Origin of the sequence: Streptomyces sp. AC602_WCS936 (assembly GCF_019049125.1) — a bacterium.
GTDB lineage: Bacteria > Actinomycetota > Actinomycetes > Streptomycetales > Streptomycetaceae > Streptomyces.
In genome coordinates, this window is record NZ_JAGMUF010000054.1 from 40,501 (window position 1) to 61,326 (window position 20,826).

General features: G+C 73.1%; 16 protein-coding genes. 6 read left to right on the top strand and 10 right to left on the bottom strand.

From position 1 onward, the window contains the following. Positions 1-34: 34 nt before the first annotated feature. Entirely contained in the window at positions 35-1,540 is a 1,506-nt protein-coding gene (locus KUM03_RS17535; protein ID WP_217249791.1) for an acyl-CoA synthetase, read from the bottom strand. A 151-nt stretch (positions 1,541-1,691) separates the two neighbouring features. Here KUM03_RS17535 and KUM03_RS17540 point away from each other — a divergent pair, with 151 nt between their 5' ends. Next, positions 1,692-4,109 (top strand): penicillin acylase family protein, encoded by a 2,418-nt coding sequence (locus KUM03_RS17540; RefSeq protein ID WP_217249799.1) that lies wholly within the window; start codon positions 1,692-1,694, stop codon positions 4,107-4,109. Between the two features lie 161 nt (positions 4,110-4,270). Further along, positions 4,271-6,046 (top strand): serine hydrolase domain-containing protein, encoded by a 1,776-nt coding sequence (locus tag KUM03_RS17545; protein ID WP_217249801.1) that lies wholly within the window; start codon positions 4,271-4,273, stop codon positions 6,044-6,046. A 9-nt stretch (positions 6,047-6,055) separates the two neighbouring features. Here the strand turns inward: KUM03_RS17545 and KUM03_RS17550 are convergent, their stop codons facing one another. The 5 genes from KUM03_RS17550 to KUM03_RS17570 form a co-directional block, all read right to left on the bottom strand. After that, positions 6,056-6,247, bottom strand: a complete 192-nt coding sequence (locus KUM03_RS17550; protein ID WP_055420399.1) for a DUF2795 domain-containing protein — start codon at positions 6,245-6,247, stop codon at positions 6,056-6,058. Positions 6,248-6,329: 82 nt separating this feature from the next. Further along, positions 6,330-7,907: an NAD(P)/FAD-dependent oxidoreductase gene (locus tag KUM03_RS17555; protein ID WP_217249810.1), complete on the bottom strand. Its 1,578-nt coding sequence runs from the start codon at positions 7,905-7,907 to the stop codon at positions 6,330-6,332. Positions 7,908-7,980: 73 nt separating this feature from the next. Next, positions 7,981-10,239, bottom strand: coding sequence for a serine/threonine-protein kinase (locus KUM03_RS17560; RefSeq protein ID WP_217249812.1), 2,259 nt, complete (start codon positions 10,237-10,239; stop codon positions 7,981-7,983). A gap of 70 nt (positions 10,240-10,309) precedes the next feature. Continuing rightward, a complete protein-coding gene (locus KUM03_RS17565; RefSeq protein WP_217249814.1) occupies positions 10,310-11,182 on the bottom strand; it encodes an oxygenase MpaB family protein in 873 nt (290 codons plus the stop codon). 48 nt (positions 11,183-11,230) lie between these two features. Next, positions 11,231-11,608 (bottom strand): four-helix bundle copper-binding protein, encoded by a 378-nt coding sequence (locus tag KUM03_RS17570; protein ID WP_073732046.1) that lies wholly within the window; start codon positions 11,606-11,608, stop codon positions 11,231-11,233. A gap of 153 nt (positions 11,609-11,761) precedes the next feature. On the opposite strand from KUM03_RS17570, the gene KUM03_RS17575 reads away from it, so the two are divergent. From KUM03_RS17575 to KUM03_RS17590, 4 genes are read left to right on the top strand one after another with little or no spacing between them, the layout of a single operon-like run. Beyond that, positions 11,762-12,166 carry a ChaB family protein gene (locus KUM03_RS17575; protein ID WP_217249816.1) on the top strand — a complete coding sequence of 135 codons (405 nt, stop codon included), beginning with the start codon at positions 11,762-11,764 and terminating at the stop codon, positions 12,164-12,166. A gap of 37 nt (positions 12,167-12,203) precedes the next feature. Further along, positions 12,204-12,557: a DUF6479 family protein gene (locus tag KUM03_RS17580; protein WP_217249819.1), complete on the top strand. Its 354-nt coding sequence runs from the start codon at positions 12,204-12,206 to the stop codon at positions 12,555-12,557. Positions 12,558-12,592: 35 nt separating this feature from the next. Continuing rightward, on the top strand, positions 12,593-12,943 hold the full coding sequence (locus KUM03_RS17585; RefSeq protein WP_217249821.1) for a hypothetical protein: 351 nt from the start codon (positions 12,593-12,595) through the stop codon (positions 12,941-12,943). 55 nt (positions 12,944-12,998) lie between these two features. Next, positions 12,999-14,615 carry a ubiquinol-cytochrome c reductase cytochrome b subunit gene (locus KUM03_RS17590; RefSeq protein ID WP_217249822.1) on the top strand — a complete coding sequence of 539 codons (1,617 nt, stop codon included), beginning with the start codon at positions 12,999-13,001 and terminating at the stop codon, positions 14,613-14,615. On the opposite strand, the gene KUM03_RS17595 is transcribed toward KUM03_RS17590, so the two are convergent. The 4 genes from KUM03_RS17595 to KUM03_RS17610 all read right to left on the bottom strand — a co-directional run bounded on the left by KUM03_RS17595 (position 14,540) and on the right by KUM03_RS17610 (position 20,820). Then, positions 14,540-15,001 (bottom strand): cytochrome c oxidase subunit 4, encoded by a 462-nt coding sequence (locus tag KUM03_RS17595; protein WP_217249824.1) that lies wholly within the window; start codon positions 14,999-15,001, stop codon positions 14,540-14,542. The genes KUM03_RS17590 and KUM03_RS17595 overlap by 76 nt on opposite strands. Positions 15,002-15,005: 4 nt before the next feature. Further along, positions 15,006-16,736 carry a cytochrome c oxidase subunit I gene (ctaD, locus tag KUM03_RS17600; RefSeq protein WP_217249826.1) on the bottom strand — a complete coding sequence of 577 codons (1,731 nt, stop codon included), beginning with the start codon at positions 16,734-16,736 and terminating at the stop codon, positions 15,006-15,008. A gap of 13 nt (positions 16,737-16,749) precedes the next feature. Next, positions 16,750-17,919, bottom strand: a complete 1,170-nt coding sequence (locus KUM03_RS17605) for a CaiB/BaiF CoA-transferase family protein (RefSeq protein ID WP_217249832.1) — start codon at positions 17,917-17,919, stop codon at positions 16,750-16,752. Positions 17,920-18,021: 102 nt separating this feature from the next. Further along, the gene (locus tag KUM03_RS17610) at positions 18,022-20,820 is read right to left on the bottom strand and encodes a hypothetical protein (RefSeq protein ID WP_217249834.1); all 2,799 of its coding nucleotides are present in this window, start codon (positions 20,818-20,820) and stop codon (positions 18,022-18,024) included. Positions 20,821-20,826 lie beyond the last annotated feature (6 nt).

Consider the following 20,826-nt stretch of genomic DNA (forward strand, 5'->3'; position numbering starts at 1 on the left):
CGCCGACAGGCCACGTGGGAAGCCTTTCGAAGGGTCAGGACCCGGTGAACCGGTCCCGCAGCTCCCGCTTCAGGATCTTCCCGCTGGCGTTGCGCGGCAGCGCGTCCACGAAGCGCACCCGCTTGGGTGCCTTGAACGGGGCGAGTCTCTCGCGGGCGTGGGCGATCAGTTCGTCCTCGGTCACCTCGCCGCGCACGACGACGACCGCGGTGACCGCCTCGATCCACCGTTCGTCGGGCAGGCCGATCACGGCGGCCTCGGCGACCGCCTCGTGGGTGTAGAGGGCGTCCTCGACCTGGCGGGAGGCGACCAGCACGCCGCCGGAGTTGATGACGTCCTTGACCCGGTCGACGATCGTGAAGTAGCCCTCCGTGTCCCGGACGGCGAGGTCGCCGGAGCGGAACCAGCCGTCGCGGAAGGCGGCTTCGGTCTCCTCGGGTTTGTCCCAGTAGCCCTGGCACAGCTGCGGGGAGCGGTAGACGACTTCGCCGGGCGTGCCGTCGGGGACGTCCTTGCCGTCCTCGTCGGCGATCCGCGCGTCGACGAACAGGACGGGCCGGCCGCAGGAGTCCATCCGGCCCTCGTGCTCGTCCGGGCCGAGGACGGTGGCGAGGGGGCCGATCTCGCTCTGGCCGAAGCAGTTGTAGAAGGCGAGGTGCGGGAGGCGTGCGCGCAGTCGCTCCAGGACGGGGACCGGCATGATCGACGCGCCGTAGTAGGCCTTGCGCAGGCTTCCGAGGTCGCGGGTGGCGAAGTCGGCACGGTTCGCGAGGCCGATCCACACCGTGGGCGGTGCGAAGAGGCTGTCGGCGCGGCCGGCTTCGATCAGGTCGAAGAGGCGGTCGCCGTCGGGTGCGTCGAGGACGGTGTTGGTGGCGCCGACGGCGAGGTAGGGCAGCAGGAAGACGTGCATCTGCGCCGAGTGGTAGAGCGGCAGGGCGTGCACGGGGCGGTCGCCGGCTCGGAGGTCGAGGGCGGTGATGGCGCTCAGGTACTCGTGCACCAGCGCCCGGTGGGTCATCATCGCGCCCTTGGGCAGGGCGGTGGTGCCCGAGGTGTAGAGCAGTTGCACCAGGTCCTCGGCGCCCGGCTCGGGTCCGTCGTACGGGGGTGTCCCGGGCAGCCGGGCGAGGAGTGAGCCGTCGGCGTCGCGCAGGGGCAGGGTGCGCACGCCCTCGGGGAGCCGGGCGGCCAGGTCCGGGTCGGTGAGGACGAGTGTGCTGCCGGACTGGCCGACGATGTAGGCGAGGTCGTCGCCGGTCAGGTTCTGGTTGACCGGGACGTGCACCAGGCCCGAGCGGGCGCAGGCCAGGAAGGCGATCAGGTAGGCGTCGGAGTTGTGCCCGTAGGCGCCGACGCGGTCGCCAGGGGACAGTCCCTGCTCCAGCAGGACGCTCGCCGCGCGGGAGACCGCGGTGTCGAGTGCGTCGTACGTCCAGGTGCGGTCGCGGTACTCCACCGCGACGCGGGCCGGAGTGCGCCGGGCACTGCGCCGCAGCACCCCGTCGACCGTGCTGCCGTGTCCGGGCGTCAGCGTCATGGCCCGATCCTCGGCCGGTCGGCGGGGCGGGTCAAGTCGTGTGCGCGGTACGGGAATCCCCGCTGCGACGCCCTGTGTCATGCAACTGACACGTGCACATACCGACTGGTACGCTCAGCCGCTCCTTCCCCCGAAGACGCAGGGAGGCACGATGCGCATACGCTCCAGACGGCTCGTCGCCGTGGCCGCCGCGCTGCTGACCGCGGCGACCGCGCTGCCCGCGGCCGCCGCCGACGGACCCGCCCGCGGGCGGCACGAACGTCCGTCCCACGGCGGGCTGTCCGCCGTCATCCGCTACACCGAGTACGGCATTCCGCACATCGTCGCCAAGGACTATGCGAACCTCGGCTTCGGCACGGGCTGGGCGCAGGCCGCGGACCAGGTGTGCACGCTCGCCGACGGCTTCGTGACCGTGCGCGGCGAGCGCTCCCGCTTCTTCGGCGCCGACGCGGTGTCGGACCGCTCGCTCTCCTCGGCCGGCACGAACCTCTCCAGCGACCTGTACTTCCAGGGCGTACGCCGGGCCGGCACCGTGGAGAAGCTGCTCGCCGAGCCGGCGCCGCGCGGTCCCAGCCGGGAGTCGAAGGAGCTGATGCGGGGCTTCGCGGCGGGTTACAACGCCTGGCTGGAGCAGAACCGGATCACCGACCCGGCGTGCCGGGACGCCGCCTGGGTGCGGCCGGTCACCGCCCTGGACGTGGCCGTGCGCGGCTTCGCCCTCTCCGTGCTCGGCGGACAGGGCCGTGCCGTGGACGGCATCACCGCCGCGCGGCCGCCGGGTGACAGCACGGCCCCCGCACCGGAACCCGGCGCCGACGCGATCGCGGACGCCGCCCGGGAACTCTTCGCCTCCGACGACGCCGACATGGGCTCCAACGCCGTCGCCTTCAGCGGACGCACGACGGCGAACGGGCGCGGGCTGCTGCTCGGCAACCCGCACTACCCGTGGCACGGCGGGCGCCGCTTCTGGCAGTCGCAGCAGACGATCCCCGGACGGCTGAACGTGGCGGGCGGCTCCCTGCTCGGCTCCGCCACGATCTCCATAGGCCACAACGCGCACGTCGCCTGGAGCCACACGGTCGCCACCGGCGTCACCCTCAACCTCCACCAGCTGAAGCTGGATCCGGCCGACCCGACGGTGTACCTGGTCGACGGCCGCCGCGAACGGATGACGAAACGGTCCGTCACCGTCCCGGTGCGCAACGGTGCCCCGGTGACGAAGACCCAGTGGTGGACCCGGTACGGCCCGGTGGTGACCTCGCTCGGCGCCTCGCTGCCGCTGCCCTGGACGTCGGCCACGGCGTACGCGCTGAACGACCCGAACGCCGCCAACCTGCGCGCCGCCGACACCGCGCTCGGCTTCAGCCGGGCCCGGGGCACGGACGACGTGCTGGACTCCCTGCGCCGCACGCAGGGCCTGCCGTGGGTGAACACCATCGCGGCCGACTCGCGCGGCCACACGCTGTTCACCCAGTCGCAGGTGCTCCCCCGCATCACCGACGAGCTGGCCGAACGCTGCTCGACGGCGCTCGGCAAGGTGACCTACCCGTCCTCGGGACTCGCGGTGCTGGACGGCTCGCGGGGCGAGTGCGCGTTGGGCCGGGACCGGGACGCCGTACAGCCCGGGATCTTCGGCCCCTCACGGATGCCGACGCTGAGGGACGCGCCGTACGCGGAGAACTCCAACAACAGCGCCTGGCTGGCCAACGCGGACCGGCCGCTGACCGGCTACGAGCGGGTCTTCGGCGATGTCGGCACCCAGCGGTCGATGCGCACCCGGGGCGCGATCGAGGACGTGGCGGCGATGGCCGACCGGGGCGGACTGACCGTGGCGGACCTGCAACGGCAGCAGTTCGCCAACCGGGTACCGGCCGGTGACCTGGCCGCCGACGACGCGGCGCGGGCCTGCGCCGAGCTGCCCGGCGGTACCGCGACGGACACCGACGGCAGGTCCGTGGACGTGCGGGAGGCCTGTGAGGTGCTCGCGGACTGGGACCGCACGGTCGACACCGGCAGCAGGGGCGCGCTGCTCTTCGACCGGTTCTGGCGGGCGCTCACCAAGACGGTGCCCGCCGGACAGCTGTGGAAGGTGCCGTTCTCGCCCTCGGACCCGGTCGGCACCCCGCACACGCTGAACACCGGCGTGCCGGGCTTCGCCACCGCCCTCGCGGACGCGGTCGGCGAACTGCGGGCGGCGGGCATCCCGCTCGACTCGCGCCTCGGTGAGCACCAGTTCGTGGTGCGGAACGGCAAGCGCATCGCCGTGGGCGGGGGCACGGAGTCGCTGGGCGTCTGGAACAAGATCGAGCCGGTGTGGGACCCGGCCGGCGGCGGCTACACGGAGGTGACCACCGGCTCCAGTTACATCCAGGCCGTGGGCTGGGACGGGAGCCGCTGCCCGGTGGCCCGTACGCTGCTGACCTACTCCCAGTCGTCCAACCCCGCATCGCCGCACCACGCCGACCAGACCCGGCTGTTCTCCGGCGAGCGGTGGGTGACGTCCCGGTTCTGCGAGCGCGACATCTGGTCGTCGCCGGACCTGCGCGTCGTCCGGGTGCGCGAACGCTGAGCCGCACCGGCCCGCGACCCGTCCGGCAGTCTGCCGGGCGGGTCCGACGGCCCGTCAACTCCGCACGCCCCATTGACACGACCCGCCTCTGACAGGAAAGTTTCACCCCGCACGGCGATCCACGAAAGATACTTTCAGCTTCGGTGGCGGGAGGCTCTTCGATGGCCGGACAGGCGACGAACGGATTCACTCGGCGTCAACTGGGCGCCGGCGCCCTGGCCCTGGGCGGTGCCCTGGCCATCGCCCCGTTCGCGGCCGGACCGGCCGAGGCCGTCGCGGACCGGGGCCGCCGCCCCACTCTGCGGCGCGGCTCCGCCGGGCGCGCCGGACTGCTCGCCGGGCATCTTCGCCAACTCGTCACCGACGCCGAGATGTTCCTCGGCCCCTCCCCCGAGCATCCCTGGTACGCGGGCGCCGTGCTGCTCGCCGGGCGGGGCGGGACGGTGGCGCTGCACGAGCCGATCGGGATGGCGGTGCGCTACCGGGCCTACGACGAGACGACCGACACCGGTGTCGAGTTCCCGGCCGGGGAGCAGATCCCGATGGCCCGGGACACGGTGTTCGACCTCGCGTCGATCTCCAAGCTGTTCACCTCGATCCTCGCCGTGCAGCAGCTGGAGCGCGGTGCGCTGGAGCTGGAGGCGCCGGTCGCCTCGTACCTGCCGGGCTTCGGGCGGTCCGGGAAACAGGACGTGACGGTCCGCCAGCTCCTCACCCACACCTCGGGCTTCCGTGCGTGGATCCCGCTGTACAGCGCGCCCACGTACGAGGAGAAGGTGCGGCTCGTCTACGACGAGGCGCCGGTCAGTCCGCCCGGGACGGCGTACCTGTACTCCGACCTGAACATGATCTCCCTCCAGCTGGTGCTGGAGGAGGTCACCGGCCGCACCCTGGACGTCCTGCTGCGCGACGAGATCACCGCCCCGCTCGGCATGGACCACACCCGCTACAACCCGCCCGCCTCCTGGAGACCGCGGATCGCGGCCACCGAGGACGCCCGCAAGCCCTGGTCCGGCCTGGACCGGGGACTGGTGTGGGGGGAGGTGCACGACGAGAACGCCTTCAGCCTCAGCGGTGTCGCCGGGCACGCTGGGGTGTTCTCCTGTGCCTGGGACCTCGCGGTCCTCGGCCGGGCGCTGCTCAACGGCGGTTCCTACGGCCGGGCGCGCATCCTGCGCCCGGAGTCGGTGGAGCTGATGTTCACCGACTTCAACACCGACTTCCCCGGCGACGAGCACGGCCTGGGCTTCGAGCTCTACCAGCACTGGTACATGGGCGCGATGGCCACCCCGCGCACGGCCGGGCACACCGGCTTCACCGGTACCTCGCTGGTGCTGGACCCGACCACCGACTCGTTCCTGGTCGTGCTGGGCAACTCGGTGCACCCGGTGCGCGGCTGGCGCTCGGGGTCGGCGCCCCGGGTCGCGGCCGGCACCCACATGGCGCGGGCCGTGCCGGTCCGGCCCGCGCACGGGCGTACGGCCTGGTTCTCCGGGACGGCGGGGTCCACGACCGCCACGCTGACGCTGCCCGCGCTGGACACGTCGGGCGGCGGGGCAGGGCTGCGCTGCTCCCTGTGGTGGGACACCGAGCCCGGGTCGGACGCCCTGGTCCTGGAGGCCACCACCGACGGCGGCGCCACGTGGACGCCCGTGCCGTTCACGACCACGCGCCGCGGCGAGGAGCCGCGGGAGCACCCGGCGGGTTCGGTCACCGGCTGGTCGGGTCGCGTCTGGCACCGGCTGACCGCCGCCCTCCCGGCCGCCCGCGGCCTCACGCTGCGCTGGCGGTACTCGACCGACCGGCTGTACGTGGGCCGCGGGGCGTACGTCGACGGGCTGCGCGCCGAGGCGGCGGGCGACGTCCTGTTCCACGACGCGCGCCCGGCGGACGCGGCGCGGATCGAGGCGGTGGGGTGGACGGCGTCGGCCGACTGAGGGTACGGGCTAGCCGTTGAAGACGGCCTTCTGCACCTCGTTGGGGCCGTCGAAGCTGTTCTCCTTCAGGCCGTCGAGACGGCTCACGACCTTGTCGTCGGCCTTGTTCTTGCGGGCGCAGTCGACGAGGGACTTCTTGTCCGCCGGGTAGTCCATGCCGCTGAGGGCCTTCTGCAGGTCGATGGGGCTGAGGTCGGCCATGACGGGCTCCTTGCCGTGCGGGTCACGTGTACGGAATTTCCGTTATGTCGCGGTACCCAGCTCGGTGCGGCGCATGCGCCCGTCAGTTCGGCGTCCGCTCCAGCACCGCCATCGCCGCGTTGTGCCCCGGCACCCCGCTGACCCCGCCGCCGCGTACCGCGCCCGCGCCGCACAGCAGGACGTTCGGCTGCCCGGTCGCCACGCCCCAGCGGCCGGTGCCGTCCTGGGCGTGGGGCCAGGACAGTTCCTGGTGGAAGATGTGGCCGCCGGGCAGGCGCAGGTCGCGCTCCAGGTCCAGCGGCGACCTGGCCTCGACGCAGGGCCGCCCGTCGGCGTCGGTCGCCAGGCAGTCCGCGAGGGGTTCGGCCAGGTGGGCGTCGAGCTGGGCGAGGGCCGACTTCAGCAGTTCGTCGCGGACGGCGTCGTTGTCCCGCGCGAACAGGCGGGCGGGGGTGTGCAGGCCGAACAGGGTGAGGGTGTGCATGCCCTCGGCGGCGAGGTCCGGGCCGAGGATGGTGGGGTCGGTCAGGGAGTGGCAGTAGATCTCGGAGGGCGGGGCGGCGGGCGGCTCGCCGGCCGCGGCGCCGGCGTACGCGGTGGTTAGCTGCTCGTAGCCCTCGGCGACGTGGAAGGTCCCGGCGAACGCCTCGCGCGGGTCGGCCGCGGGGTCGCGCAGGGCCGGGAGGCGGGTCAGCAGCATGTTCACCTTGAGCTGGGCGCCCTCGGCGGGCGGCGGCGGTGCCTGCCCGGTGAGCGCGGCCAGCTCCCGCGGGGAGGCGTTGACCAGGACGTTGCGGGCGGCGGCGACGCCCTCGCCGTCGGCCGAACGGTAGGTGACCTCGGCGGCCCGTCCGTCGGTGTCGACGCGCACCGCCTCGTGCCCGGTGGCGAGGACGGCGCCCGCCGCGCGTGCCGCGTCGGCCAGGGCGTCGGTGAGGGCGCCCATGCCGCCGACCGGCACGTCCCAGGCTCCGGTGCCGCCGCCGATCACGTGGTAGAGGAAGCAGCGGTTCTGGGCCAGGGTGGGGTCGTGGGCGTCGGCGAAGGTGCCGATCAGGGCGTCGGTGAGGGCCACTCCGCGCACCAGGTCGTCCGCGAAGTGCTCCTCGATCGCGACACCGATCGGCTCCTCGAACAGGGCCCGCCAGGCCCTCTCGTCGTCGACCCTGCGGCGCAGTTCGTCCCGGGAGGGCAGCGGTTCGGTGAGGGTGGGGAAGATCCGCTGGGCGACGTGCCCGGTCATGCCGTAGAAGCGCTGCCAGGCCGCGTACTCCCGCTCCGAGCCGGTGAGCCGGGCGAACGACTCCCGGGTCCGCCGCTCGCCGCCGCCGACGAGGAGCCCGGTGGGCCGGCCGTCGCGCTCCACGGGCGTGTACGAGGAGACGGTGCGCCCGCGCACCCGGAAGTCCAGGTCCAGGTCCCGCACGATCTTCCTGGGCAGCAGACTGACCAGGTACGAGTAGCGCGACAGCCTCGCGTCGACCCCGGCGAACGGCCGCGTGGACACGGCCGCCCCACCGGTGTGGTCCAGCCGCTCCAGCACCAGCACGGAGCGCCCGGCGCGGGCCAGATAGGCGGCGGCGACCAGGCCGTTGTGCCCACCGCCGACGACCACGGCGTCGTAGGTGCGGGATGCGAGGGGCTGTGCGGGCGGCGTCATGGCTCTTGGTAACACGGGGCGGCGACGGGCGGCCAGAGGTACGGCCACGAGGGAGCCGGCGAAGGCGCCCGTCTCAGAAACGAGCGGCGTGCGCTGTGCCGGCCCGGCCCGCTCCCGACCTGCGCAGCACCGCCACCCTGCGGTACAGCTCCACGGCCTCGGCCGCGCGGCCGAGTTGTTCGAGGCAGTGGGCCTCGTCGTCGCGGCCGGCGAGGGTGTCGGGGTGGTCGGGGCCCAGGACGCGTTCGCGGGCGGTGGCGACCTCCCGGTACTCGGTGAGGGCGGCGGACCAGCGGCCCAGCCAGCCGAGGGCGACGGCTGTCTCGCGGCGGCTGACGAGGGTGTCCGGGTGGTCCGGGCCGAGGGCGCGGGCGCGGATCGCGCACACTTCGCGGGACTCTGCCAGCGCCTCCTCCCAGCGGCCGAGGCGGCCGAGGTTGACGCCCAGGCCGTGGCGGGCGCGCAGGGTCTCGGGGTGGTCGGGGCCCTGGGCGCGGGTCCGGTCGTCGATCAGCCCCTCGTACAGGGCCAGCGCTTCGGCGCTGCGGCCGAGGCGCCCGAGGCTGATGCCGATCTCGTAGCGCGCGGCGAGGGTGTCGGGGTGGTCCGGACCGAGTGCCCGCTCGCGGGCCCCGGCGACCTCCCGGTAGGTGGTGAGGGCCTCCTGCCAGCGGCCCAGCCGTCCGAGTTCGTAGGCCACCTCGTAGCGGGTGACCAGGGTGTCGGGGTGGTCGGGGCCGAGCACCCGGGCGCGTGCGGCGGCCACCTCGCGGGCCATCCGGTGGGCGTCCTCGGGGCGGCCCAGCCGGCCGAGGTTGAAGGCCAGATTGTGCCGGCAGCGCAGCGTGTCGGGATGGTCGGGTCCCATGACGCGCTCGCGGGCGGCGAGGACCGACGCGTAGACCTGGTGGGCATCGGCGTGCCGGCCCAGCCGGCCGAGGGTGTAGGCCATCTCCTGGCGGACGGCGAGCGTGTCGGCGTGGTCGGCGCCCAGCACCCGGATGCGGGCCTCGGCGACGCGTTTGTACGCGCGCAGCGCGTCGGCGGGGTGGCCGGTGCGGCTGAGGGCGAAGGCGATCTCGTAGCGGCTGGCGAGCGTGTCGGGGTGGTCGGGGCCGAGCAGGCGCTCGCGTTCCCGGGCCACCGCGCGGTGGAGCTCGCCCGCCTCCTCCCAGCGGCCGAGCCGTCCGAGGCTCAGGCCCGCGTTGTGCCGCCCGGCGAGCGCGGCGGCCGCCTCGGGCGCCGGGTCGGGACGGACGCCGGGGTCGGGTGTGGTGGTCCCGGCGTCCGCGGGGCGGGGGGTCCAGTCGGCGGAGAGGCCGGAGGCGGAGTCCGGGGGCGTGGTGCGCAGGCCGGTGGCGGTCGCCTTGTGGCCGGTGGTCATGCCGTCGGTCCAGGACGGCAGCGCGGCCCGGCCGCCCCCGCCGACCGGCTGCGGCGTCCGCGTCCGGGGCGCCGGCACGGCCGGTGCGTACGCCGGTGAGGTCCGGCCGGCCGTGATCCGGCGGCCCAGTTCCCGGGCGTCGTCCGGTCGCTGATCCGGCCGCTTGGCCAGCAGGTCCAGGATGATCCGGTCCAGGTAGGCGGGCAGCTCGGCGCGGTGGGTGCGTGGGGGCTCCGGCTCGGTGTCGCGGTGTCCGACGAGTATCGCCCAGGCGTCGTCGAGGTCGAACGGCGGCACCCCCGTGGCGATCTCGTAGAGCACGCAGCCCAGCGAGTACAGGTCGCTGCGCCGGTCCACCTCGTCGCCGCCGATCTGCTCCGGCGACATGTAGTGCGGGGTGCCCATCGCGATGCCCGTGCCGGTCAGCCGGGCGGTGAACCCGACGTCGTGGCCGAGCCGGGCGATGCCGAAGTCGCAGATCTTCACGGTGCCGTCGGCGAGCCGCACGATGTTCGCGGGCTTCAGGTCGCGGTGCACGATGCCCTGCTCGTGGGTGTACGCGAGCGCGGCGGCGACCTGTTCGGCGATGTCTTCGACGTCGGCGACCGGCAGCGGATGGTGCTTGTTGTCCTCCAGCAGCCGGCTCAGGTCGCGCCCCTCCAGCAGCTCCATGACCAGGAAGAGCACACCGTCGCTCTCCCCGAAGTCGTGCACGACGGTCACCCCGCGGTGCTGGAGCGCGGCGGCCACCCTGGCCTCGCGCCGGAACCTCTCCCGCAGGACGCGGGTGAAGGCGTGGTCGTGCTGCGCGCCCAGCGGCTTGAGGCACTTGACGGCGACGCGCCGCCCCAGCGACTCGTCCCGCGCCCGCCACACCTCGCCCATGCCGCCGCGCCCGATTCGCTCCAGCAGCCGGTACCGGCCCTGGATCAGCGTGCTGTCCCCCATCACTACGCCCGCCCCCGTAGTTCTGTGTCCCGTCAGCTGCGCCCTCCCCTGGCGGGTCCAGTATGGCGGTTTATGGTCCGAGTTTGTATGGCGCCGGGCGCGCGGCCGGTCCGAGCCGTGCCACGGCGCGCAGAATATGTTTGGGCGGCAGCTGCCACCGCAGACGTGCGGGGACCGTGCGCAGCGCGGTGCCCGTGGCGCGCAGCCGCCGGGTGACGGTGGCGGGATCGGGGGCCGGTCTGCCGTAGAGCTCGTGCGCGTACGGCGGTAGGGAGTCGTACGCCAGTTGTGCCACCCGGCGCCACAGCAGTGCGCGTGCGGGGACCAGGAGCGGGTGCGTCGGCGGGCGGCGCAGGAAGTCGTCCACCTCGTGTGCCTCGTCCCCGGCGGCCAGCTCGGGCCGCACCCGCGCGAAGTAGGCGGCCAGCTCGGCGCGGTTCGCGGGCACGGCGCCGGGGTCGAGGCCGACGAGGCGGGCGCTGTGCCGGTGTTCGGCGAGGTAGCGGTCGGCGTGGGCGTCGGTGAGCGGGAAGCCGGAGCGCCGCAGGACGTGCAGGTAGGAGCCGATCTCGGCGCAGTGCACCCACAGCAGCAGCGCGGGTTCGTCGACGCCGTAGCGCTCCCCCGTGTCGGGGTCGGTCGCGCCGAGCATGCGGTGGATCTTCCGTACGCGTGCCCCGGCCCGCTCGGCGGCCTCCGTGGTGCCGTACGTCGTGGTGCCGACGAAGCCCGCGGTCCGCATCAGGCGGCCCCAGGCGTCGCGGCGGAAGTCGCTGTTCTGCATGACGCCGCGCACGGCGCGGGGGTGCAGGGCCTGGAGGTACAGGGCGCGAATGCCGGCGATCCACATCATCGGGTCGCCGTGCGCCTGCCAGGTCACCGAGCCGGGACCGAACAGCCCCGGGTCTCCGCCCGCTGGATCGCCTGCCCGCGTGGCCTTCATACCGGCAGGCTAACGCCCCGCGCGAGGCGGCCCCAGAGCACTGAGGGGTCAGCGCAGGGTGGCGAGGAACTCTCCGCAGGCGCGCGCGCAGGCGCGACAGGCCTCGGCGCTCTCCTCGGCGCCCGGGTGGGCGTCGAAGACGTGGGCGCTCTCCAGGCACACCTGCCGGCACCACTCCAGCTGGACGCGGATGGCGGCCTCGTCCACCTGGTTCTGTTCGGACAGCACCCGGCAGGTCGCATCGCAGACCTCCGCGCACATGATGCCCTTGCGTCGTACGAGCTCCTGGTTCTCGGTCCCGTCCGGGTCCACGAGGCTCGCCCGCAGGGCGCAGGCCCGCGCGCACTCGGTGCAGGCCTGTGCGCAGGCGAAGCGGTCCTCGAGGAAGCGGAACAGTTCCTGCTGGGAAGTCGTCGTCGATGTCACACCGCGCGGGTTGCCGCTGCGGAGGGCGGCAAACCGCCGGGCCCTGTGCTGCCAAGGGTTCCGGCCCGTTATCCGGGTGGCCCGGCGGGCACCCGTGCACCCTCCCGACGCTGGTGACAGCGAGAACGTCCACGACTTGCGGAGGTGCAGGACATGCCGGGACGACAGGAACTGCCGTCGACACTGGAACGCTCCCCCCAGGAGGCCCAGCGGACCTGGATCAAGGCGCACGACTCGGCGGTGGAGGAGTACGGCGAGGGCGAGCGCGCTCACCGGGTGGCGTACGGGGCGCTCAAGCACAAGTTCGAGAAGGTCGGCGATCACTGGCAGCGCAAGGAGGGCGGCCGCAAGGGCCCCTCCGACCCGCAGTCCGGGCGGCCCCGCGGACAGGGCGGGCGCAGTGGTGAGGGCGTCGACGAGAAGGCCTCCAAGGAGCACCTGTACGGCGTCGCCAAGGAGCTCGGGGTGGAGGGCCGGTCGCGGATGTCGAAGGCTGATCTGCTCGCGGCGATCCGGAAGGCCAACCGTTCGCGGACGCGGTCCGCCCGGTCGAGCTGAGCAGGTTGGTGACGTGGACCGGGGGTACCCGCGCTCCATGACGAACGCATGGATGGACCTGGCCGCCGGTGGCGGCATCGGCATCGGCATCGGTGTCGCAGCCGTCGTGGTCGTGGCCCTGCTGATCGGGGCGTTCGCCTTCGGCAGTCGTCAGAAGCGCAAGGAGTCGCCGCCGCCGACCCCGGAGGAGCAGCCCCGCATGCCCGACGAGGGGCCCGTCCGCGAGGTGCGTGAGCGGCGGGAGCCCGACGAGATGCCCCGCAGCGACGACCGGACGCTGCCGCACGACCTCGGTCACCAGGGCAGCCGCTCCGCCCCCGGGCAGGAGCGGCCCCGCTGGGACGAGGGCAGCAGCGGTTCGTTCGGCAGCGGCGGGCCGGGCGGACGCTGACCCCCAAGGAAGCCGTACAGAGGGAAGTGAGAACCATGGCCGACCCCGCTCGCAACACCCTGCCGTTGCCCGACTACGACCACCTGCCGATCGGCGGTCTGGAGAGCCGGATCCGGTCGCTGGGCGCGGAGGAGGTGGAGGAGCTGCTGGCGTACGAACGGTCGCACGCCGACCGGCTCCACGCCACGGAGCTGCTGACGGCCCGGCTGGAGCAGCTGCGGTCCGGTGCGCAGCCGTCCTCCGGCGACCCTGGAGCGGTACGTCCGGAGCAGGGGCAGGGCCGCACGGGGTCCCCCGTGTCGCCAGCGACCTCGCCGCAGCCGTTCTCCCCGCCGCCGCACGGTACGCCGGACCAGCGGGGCAAGCCGAAGGGTGACCGTACGTAGGCCGTACGCGCCGTCGGCGTAGTTTCCGGCACGGGCGCCGGGGAACTCATGCGCCGTGCTGTTGAAGAGGAGAAGGGCCCGCGCCGGCGCGCGGGCCCGCAACGCGGCCGAACGCACCGTCCACTGGGCCGACGGACGGCTCCCCGTCTCTCAGGGCGGGGGGCTGCTGCGGAAGGCCTTCCCGGAGCACTGGTCCTTCCTCCTGGGCGAGATCGCCCTGTACAGCTTCGTCGTGCTGCTGCTGACCGGTGTCTGGCTGACCCTGTTCTTCAAGCCGTCGATGACGGAGGTCGTCTACGACGGGTCGTACGAGCCGCTGCTCGGGCTGAGCATGTCGGAGGCGTACCGCTCGACGGTGGACATCAGTTTCGACGTGCGCGGCGGGCTGCTGATCCGGCAGACGCACCACTGGGCGGCACTGGTGTTCCTGTCGGCCATCGGAGTGCATCTGCTGCGGGTCTTCTTCACCGGGGCGTTCCGCCGGCCGCGTGAGGTCAACTGGCTGATCGGCGTGACGCTCTTCCTGCTGGCGCTCGTCGAGGGCTTCGCCGGCTACTCGCTCCCCGACGACCTGCTGTCCGGGACGGGGCTGCGCATCGCGCAGGGCATCATGCTGTCGATCCCGGTGGTGGGCACGTACATCAGCATGTTCGTGTTCGGCGGCGAGTATCCCGGCGACGACATCGTGTCGCGGCTGTACTCACTGCACATCCTGCTCGTCCCCGGTGTGCTGCTGGCGCTGGTGACGCTCCATCTGATCCTGGTGTTCTACCTCAAGCACACCCAGTGGGCGGGGCCGGGCCGGACCAATCGCAACGCGGTCGGCAAGCCGATGTTCCCGCAGTTCGTGACGAACTCCACGGGCCTGTTCTTCATGGTCTTCGGCGTCCTGACGGTGCTCGGGGCGGTGGCGCAGATCAACCCCATCTGGGCGTACGGCCCCTACCGGCCCGACGTGGTGTCCTTCGGCTCGCAGCCGGACTGGTACGTCGGCTTCCTGGAGGGGTCGCTGCGGCTGATGCCGCCGTTCGAGACGGAGGTCTGGGGCCACACCGTCATGTGGAACGTCCTGGTGCCCGCGGTGGTGCTGCCGGGCGCCCTGTTCGCGGTGCTGTACGCGTACCCGTTCTTCGAGCGCTGGGTGACGGGCGACCACCAGGAGCACCATCTGTGCGACCGGCCCCGGGACAAGCCCGTGCGGACCGGGCTGGGCGTCGCCGCGATCTGCTTCTACGCGGTGCTCCTCCTGGCCGGCGGCAACGACATCATCGCCCATGTCTTCGACGTCTCGATCAACCTGCTGACCTGGGTGTTCCGGATCTCCCTGGTGCTGCTGCCGCCGGTCGCGTTCATGGTGACCAAACGGGTCTGCCTGGCGCTGCAGGAGCGGGAGCGCGAGCGGCTGGACGAGGGCGCGGAGACGGGGCAGTTGCGGCAGACGCTCGCGGGGGGCTACGTCGAGACCCACGCGCCCCTCGGCACCGAGGAGCGGCACGTGCTGCGGTCGCGGCGGGAGCCGGAGCCGCTGGCGCCGGCTCCGTCCGACGACGAGGCACCGCACGTGGGGCGGCTGCGGGCGACGCTCAGCGAGTGGTACTACGGCGACCGGGTCGACGTGGAGGAGGCGGGCCCGGAGGAGTCGCCTTCCTCGCCCGGTGAGCTGGAGCGCTGAGCGTCCCGGCCGGCGTACTGGAGGACGAGGCCGAGGACGGCGAGGGTGAGGATGCCGAAGCCGATGAGGGCGAGCCACAGTCCGTAGACGATGCCGAGCGCGACGACGACGGCGCCCAGGGCGGTGGTGATGGGCCAGGGGCTGTGCGGCGGGAAGAAGTCGAGCGGGCCCGCGGTGTCCAGGACCTCCGCGTCACCGCGGTCCTGGGCACGCAGGCCCTTCCTGCGGTACTGCACGCGCAGGAAGAACGCGACGAGCGAGGCCATCAGGAAGGCGACGGTCAGTGCCGCGGTGCCGGCCGGCTCGTGGGAGAACCAGCCGTAGCCGGCGGCGGTGACGGCGAAGAAGGCCGCCACGCCGGTGAACAGACGGGCTTCGGTCCTCACTCTGCTACTGCTTCCTCTGCTCGTGCCGCTGGTCGCGTCGGGTGATGGCCGGATGGTGCAGGTCGAATGCCGGGGACTCGGAGCGGACCCGGGGCAGCGACGTGAAGTTGTGCCGCGGGGGCGGGCAGGAGGTGGCCCATTCGAGGGAACGCCCGTAGCCCCAGGGGTCGTCGTGCTCCACCTTCGCGCCGTACTGGCGGGTGCGCCACACGTTGTAGAGAAACGGCAGGGTGGACAGACCGAGCAGGAAGGCGCCGATGGAGCTGATGGTGTTCAGCGCGGTGAAGCCGTCCGCGGCCAGGTAGTCGGCGTAGCGGCGGGGCATGCCCTGCTGGCCGAGCCAGTGCTGGACGAGGAAGGTGGTCTGGAAGCCGACGAAGAGCGTCCAGAAGTGGATCTTCCCGAGGCGTTCGTCGAGGAGTCTGCCGGTGAACTTCGGCCACCAGAAGTAGAAGCCCGCGAACATCGCGAAGACGACCGTGCCGAAAAGCACGTAGTGCAGGTGGGCGACGATGAAGTACGAGTCCGTCAGGTGGAAGTCCAGGGGCGGGGAGGCGATGAGGACGCCGCTCATGCCGCCGAGCAGGAACGTCATCAGGAACCCGAACGACCACAGCATGGGTGTCTCGAAGGACAGCGAGCCGTGCATCATCGTGCCGATCCAGTTGAAGAACTTCACTCCCGTCGGCACCGCGATGAGGAACGACATCAGGGAGAAGAACGGCAGCAGCACCGCGCCGGTGGCGAACATGTGGTGGGCCCACACCACCGCGGACAGCATCGTGATGGCGATGGTGGCGCCGACCAGGCTGACGTAGCCGAAGATCGGCTTGCGGCTGAACACCGGGATGATCTCGGAGACGATGCCGAAGAACGGCAGCGCGACGATGTACACCTCGGGGTGGCCGAAGAACCAGAACAGGTGCTGCCACAGCAGCGCCCCGCCGTTGGCCGCGTCGAAGATGTGCGCGCCGAACTTCCGGTCGGCCTCCAGCGCGAGCAGCGCGGCGGTGAGTACGGGGAAGGCCGGCAGCACCAGGATCGACGTGAACAGCACGTTCCAGGTGAAGATCGGCATCCGGAACATGGTCATGCCGGGGGCGCGCAGGCACAGGATGGTGGTGATGAAGTTGACGGCGCCGAGCGTGGTGGACACGCCGGTCACCACCAGTCCCATGGTCCACAGGTCGCCGCCCGCTCCGGGGCTGAACACCGCGTTGTTCAGCGGCGCGTAGGCGAACCAGCCGAAGGCGGCCGCTCCCCCGGGTGTCAGGAACCCGGCCACCACCATCAGGCCGCCGAACAGGTACAGCCAGTACGAGAGCGCGTTGAGCCGGGGGAAGGCCACGTCCGGGGCGCCGATCTGCAACGGCATGACCGCGTTGGCGAACCCGGCGAACAGCGGGGTCGCGAACAGCAGCATCATGATCGTGCCGTGCACGGTGAAGAGCTGGTTGTACTGGTGGGTGGTGAGCAGCTGGAGCCCGGGGCGGGCCAGTTCGCTGCGCATCAGCAGGGCGAGGACGCCGCCGAAGAGGAAGAACCCGAAGGACGTCGTCATGTAGAGGTTGCCGATCACTTTGTGATCGGTCGTGGTCGCCCACCGGGCCAGCGCCCGGCCGACCGTGCGGTTTGTCCGCTGCCGCGCCGGTGTCCGGCGCGGCGGTTCCGTCCTCTCCTCCACCGCCATGCGGCGGAGGGTACCCAGGCGGCCCCGGCTCAGTCGTACGGCCACGCCGGGACCGGCGTCAGGTGCTCGCGCCCTCGTCGTCCGGGAAGACCTCGGCGGTGTGTTCGCCCAGCTCAGGCGGTGCGAGGCGGTAGCGCGCCGGGGTGGCCGCGAGACGGATCGGATGGGCCACCTGGCGGGTACCGCCGACGTCCACGACGGCCTCGACGCCCAGCCGTCCGGCGTAGGCGAAGGCTTCGTCGAGGGCGTTGACCGGGCCGGCCGGCACTCCGGCCGCGGGCAGCACGCCGGCCCAGTGGTCGGCGCCGCGGGTGCGCAGCCGGTCCTGGAGGAGCGGCCGGAGTTCGCTCCGGTGGGCCACGCGGTCGGGGTTGGTGCCAAACCGCGCGTCGTCGGCGAGCTCCGGCGCGTCGAGCAGCGCGGCCAGCGCGGCGAACTGCCGGTCGTTGCCGACCGCGAGGGCGATCGGCCGGTCGGCGGTGTGGAAGGTCTCGTACGGGGCGATGCTCGGGTGGGCGTTGCCGAGCCGTCCCGGTACGACGCCCGCCGCGACGTAGCCGGAGGCCTGGTTGGCCATCGCCGACAGCAGCGAGCCGAGCAGGCTGACCTCGACGAGCTGGCCCTCGCCGGTGCTTTCCCGGTGGCGCAGGGCGGCGAGGATGCCGACGGTGGCGTGCAGCCCGGTGATGACGTCGACGAGGGCGACGCCGGTCTTGGTGGGTTCGCCGTCCGGTTCCCCGGTGACGCTCATCAGACCGCCGACGGCCTGCACCAGCAGGTCGTAGCCGGGCAACCCGGCGCCGGCTCCGGTGCCGAAGCCGGTGACGGAGCAGTAGACGAGCCGCGGGTCGGCGGCGCGCAGTTCCTCGTGGCCGAGGCCGAGCTTCTCCATGGTGCCGGGGCGGAAGTTCTCCACCACGACGTCCGAGCCGGCGATCAGTTCGCGGGCCCGGTCGCGTCCCTTGTCGGTGGCGAGGTCGAGGGTGACGGACCGTTTGTTGCGGTTGACGGCCAGGAAGTAGGTGGAGGTGCCGGACGCGTCGGCGGGCGGACGCCAGGCGCGGGTGTCGTCGCCGGTGCCGGGCCGTTCCACCTTGACGACCTCGGCGCCCAGGTCGGCGAGGAGCATCGTCGCGTACGGTCCGGCGAGGACGCGGGAGAAGTCGGCGATCCGCACGCCGCGGAGGGCTGCCGTGCCGTGGTCGGTGAGGGTGGTGTCAACGGGCATGGCGTCATCGTGCGCGCTCGGCGGTGCCCTCACACGTGAGCTGCGCCACCCGCACGCGGCTCCGGACGGTCCGGAACCGCGTGCGGGGCCGGCCCGGGTCGCCTACGAGGCGTCGAGCACCGTGCCGTTCAGCACCGGGCCCTGCGGCTCACCTTCGTCGTCGGTGGGCTGCCACCCGATGTGCTCGGCGGGTTCGGTGACCTCGTCACGGACCGTGGGCACCGTCACCTCGGCGTCGGTCTCCCCCGGCGGGACCAGGGCCCACAGTGAGAAGTACTCCAGCCGGGACAGCGGGACCTCGCCGTCGGGGACCTCCCAGGCGTTCTCCAGCAGCCAGTCCGGGTCGACGTCCTTGGTGGACAGTTCGGGACGGGCGTCGTCCGGCACCGGCAGCAGCGTGGTGCCGAGGAGGACGTCGGCCGGCTCGGACAGCGTGACGCGCCAGCGCAGCGGCTGTCCCTCGGTGACCTCGTCGGCGACGGGGCTCACGGCGATCTCCGGCATCGGGTCGTCGTTCTCGACGGTGACACCGCCGGCGTAGGAGCCGACGACCGATCCGCGGACCGCCTTCACCAGCAGGTCGTGCGAGGTGTCCCAGGCGTACCGCTTGTTGCCCGCCACCTTCACCGTCACGTCGATGTCGGAGCCGCCGGTACGGACGTTCACCAGCCGGTGCTCGGTCACTCCGGTCGCCGGATCGGTGACGTACGTGCGGACCGTGCCGCCTCCCTTGCCGGAGACACGCACCGGGACGCGGTAGGTGCGCTCCCCGTCGTCGCCCTCCTTGACCGTCGTCCGGCCGACGTCGACACGGGCCAGCGGGGCCGGCCGCACCCGGGGGGTGCCGGGCTGCCAGGCGTAGGCGTCCATCAGCCATGCCTTGCCGGAGCGCGAACGGGGCGTCAGTTCCAGCGAGGTGATCCGGCGCAGGTCGATTCCGGTGCGGGCGGCGGCGGTGAGCGGTACCCGCAGTTCCTGCGCCCAGTAGGAGGCCGTGCGGTCGCTGCCCGGCAGTCCGTCGGCGCGGACGCCGCCGAGGGTGGCGCGCCTGCCGTCGGCGTCGGTGACGGACACGTCGAGCCGGGTGCCGGTGCTGCCCGGCGGCACGATGACGCGCAGGGCGAGGCTCTGGGCGCCCTTGAGGGAGACGGGCGCCTTGGGCCGGATCCGGGCCGGGGTGCCCGGTGCGGACCAGTCGAGGGCGACGGCGCCGCGGCCGACCTCGCGTTCCGGCTGCCAGTACGCGAAGTGGGGTGAGGAGCCGCGGGCGTCCTCGCCGAGGCAGGCCGCGGACGGGTCGGGGTCGACCGCGGAGCACAGGCGTGCGCCGGTCACCTCCAACCCGTCGTCCGGCAGGAGTCCGGCGCCTCGGCCGGCGCCGACCGCGTGCGTCAGCACCCGTGCCGGGTCGGCCGAGGGGGCCCGGCGGCCGGTGCCGTCGATCAGCTCGCGCACCCGGTCGTCACCGGCGACGAACAGCCGTGCGGCGGCGGCGATGTAGGTGGCGCCGGCCCGGTGCTGCTGCTCGGCGGTGAGGCGGGTGGGGCTGCCCACCGAGCAGACCGGGTCGCGGTCCTCGGGGTCGTCCCAGAAGTCGTCGGAGGCGGGCGCCTCGGCCTGGCCGGGCGTCCACTCGCTGTTGAAGTAGTTGTGGTTCGCGCCCGTGATGTGGACCGCGCTGTGCAGCGCCCGGCCCCGGCTCACGCCGCGGGTGCCGTCGACGTACAACTGCCCCTGGAGGTCGGAGACGTCGCCGTCGCAGCCCGGCAGGATCGTCAGTGACGGCACGTCGGGGACGGGGTTCTGGCCGAAGGCGGTGGGGCCGATGAGTACGGTGCCGCGGATGTTCCAGCGGGCGCGTCCGGGGCCGCCGTCCTGGTTCGCGGGCGGCGGGTAGAGACTGTCCATGGCGGCCCGGTCGACGCCCTCGCCGCCGCGCGAGTGCCCGACGAGCAGAACGCGGGACAGGTCGGCCTTCGGGCCCCGGCGTACGGCCCGGGGTGCCGTGGCGGAGTGGGCGGCCCAGTCGGCCCAGCGGGCCAGGTGCGAGCGCACCAGCGAGGAGCGGGCCTGGGCGCCGCCGTCCTCCAGGTCGCCGTCCTGGCCGTTGATGCCGTTTGCGGAGACCGAGACGGTCACGTAGCCCTGGGAGGCGAGCAGCTTCTGGTCCTCCAGGTAGCCGCGGTGACTCGGGATGGGCCGGGCGCCGTCGGCGCAGGGCCAGTCGATCGTGACGGCCTCCTCGCCCCGGCCGGGGACGTAGCAGGTGCCGTGACGGCCGTGCAGGAACAGCGCGAGCGGGCGCTTTCCGGTCGCCCCCTTCGGCGCGACGACCAGGCCGCGCATCTCGACCGGCGCGGAAAGGTCGGGAAGCCGTATGGGATCGAGCGTGTAGTCGCCGGTCGTCGTGGCGAACCGGCCGGGCCTGCCCGGGTCGACGGTGCCGGCGGGGAGCTGGGGCGGGAGTTTCGCCGGGGGCGCCTGGGAGGGGCGGCGCTCGCGGACCGGGGCGCCGGGTGCCTCGTCCAGGCGGCGGCCGGCGGCCAGGACCTGGAGGTCCGTGAGCCCGTCGAGGGCGGCCGGTCCGGTGTCGTGCAGCGGTAAGCGGAAGGTGCGGCCGTCGTCGTCCGGTTCCGGTACGCCGAGCAGGCGGCCGTCGGCGTGGAACTCCACCCGGGCGTCGCCGTGCGGGACGTTCCGCGGGGAGCGCCACAGAAGGGCTCTCTCGTCACCCGCGCCGGTGACCCGCCAGCCGGGCGGGAGGTCCGCGGTGCCGATCGGGATCGCCGGGGCATCGACGGTGCCTGGCGGTCGGGGTGCGGCGTGGGCGGCGGCGGGCGCCACTCCCAGCAGGGTCAGGGCCGCTGCCGCGGCGGCCCACGTCCTTCGAGCACGTACCAAGAATCC

Bases quoted from the DNA above. Each gene is read 5' to 3' on its own strand.
- KUM03_RS17535 (WP_217249791.1), bottom strand. From the start codon at position 1,540: ATGACGCTGACGCCCGGACACGGCAGCACGGTCGACGGGGTGCTGCGG.
- KUM03_RS17540 (WP_217249799.1), top strand. From the start codon at position 1,692: ATGCGCATACGCTCCAGACGGCTCGTCGCCGTGGCCGCCGCGCTGCTG.
- KUM03_RS17545 (WP_217249801.1), top strand. From the start codon at position 4,271: ATGGCCGGACAGGCGACGAACGGATTCACTCGGCGTCAACTGGGCGCC.
- KUM03_RS17550 (WP_055420399.1), bottom strand. From the start codon at position 6,247: ATGGCCGACCTCAGCCCCATCGACCTGCAGAAGGCCCTCAGCGGCATG.
- KUM03_RS17555 (WP_217249810.1), bottom strand. From the start codon at position 7,907: ATGACGCCGCCCGCACAGCCCCTCGCATCCCGCACCTACGACGCCGTG.
- KUM03_RS17560 (WP_217249812.1), bottom strand. From the start codon at position 10,239: ATGGGGGACAGCACGCTGATCCAGGGCCGGTACCGGCTGCTGGAGCGA.
- KUM03_RS17565 (WP_217249814.1), bottom strand. From the start codon at position 11,182: ATGAAGGCCACGCGGGCAGGCGATCCAGCGGGCGGAGACCCGGGGCTG.
- KUM03_RS17575 (WP_217249816.1), top strand. From the start codon at position 11,762: ATGCCGGGACGACAGGAACTGCCGTCGACACTGGAACGCTCCCCCCAG.
- KUM03_RS17580 (WP_217249819.1), top strand. From the start codon at position 12,204: ATGACGAACGCATGGATGGACCTGGCCGCCGGTGGCGGCATCGGCATC.
- KUM03_RS17585 (WP_217249821.1), top strand. From the start codon at position 12,593: ATGGCCGACCCCGCTCGCAACACCCTGCCGTTGCCCGACTACGACCAC.
- KUM03_RS17605 (WP_217249832.1), bottom strand. From the start codon at position 17,919: ATGCCCGTTGACACCACCCTCACCGACCACGGCACGGCAGCCCTCCGC.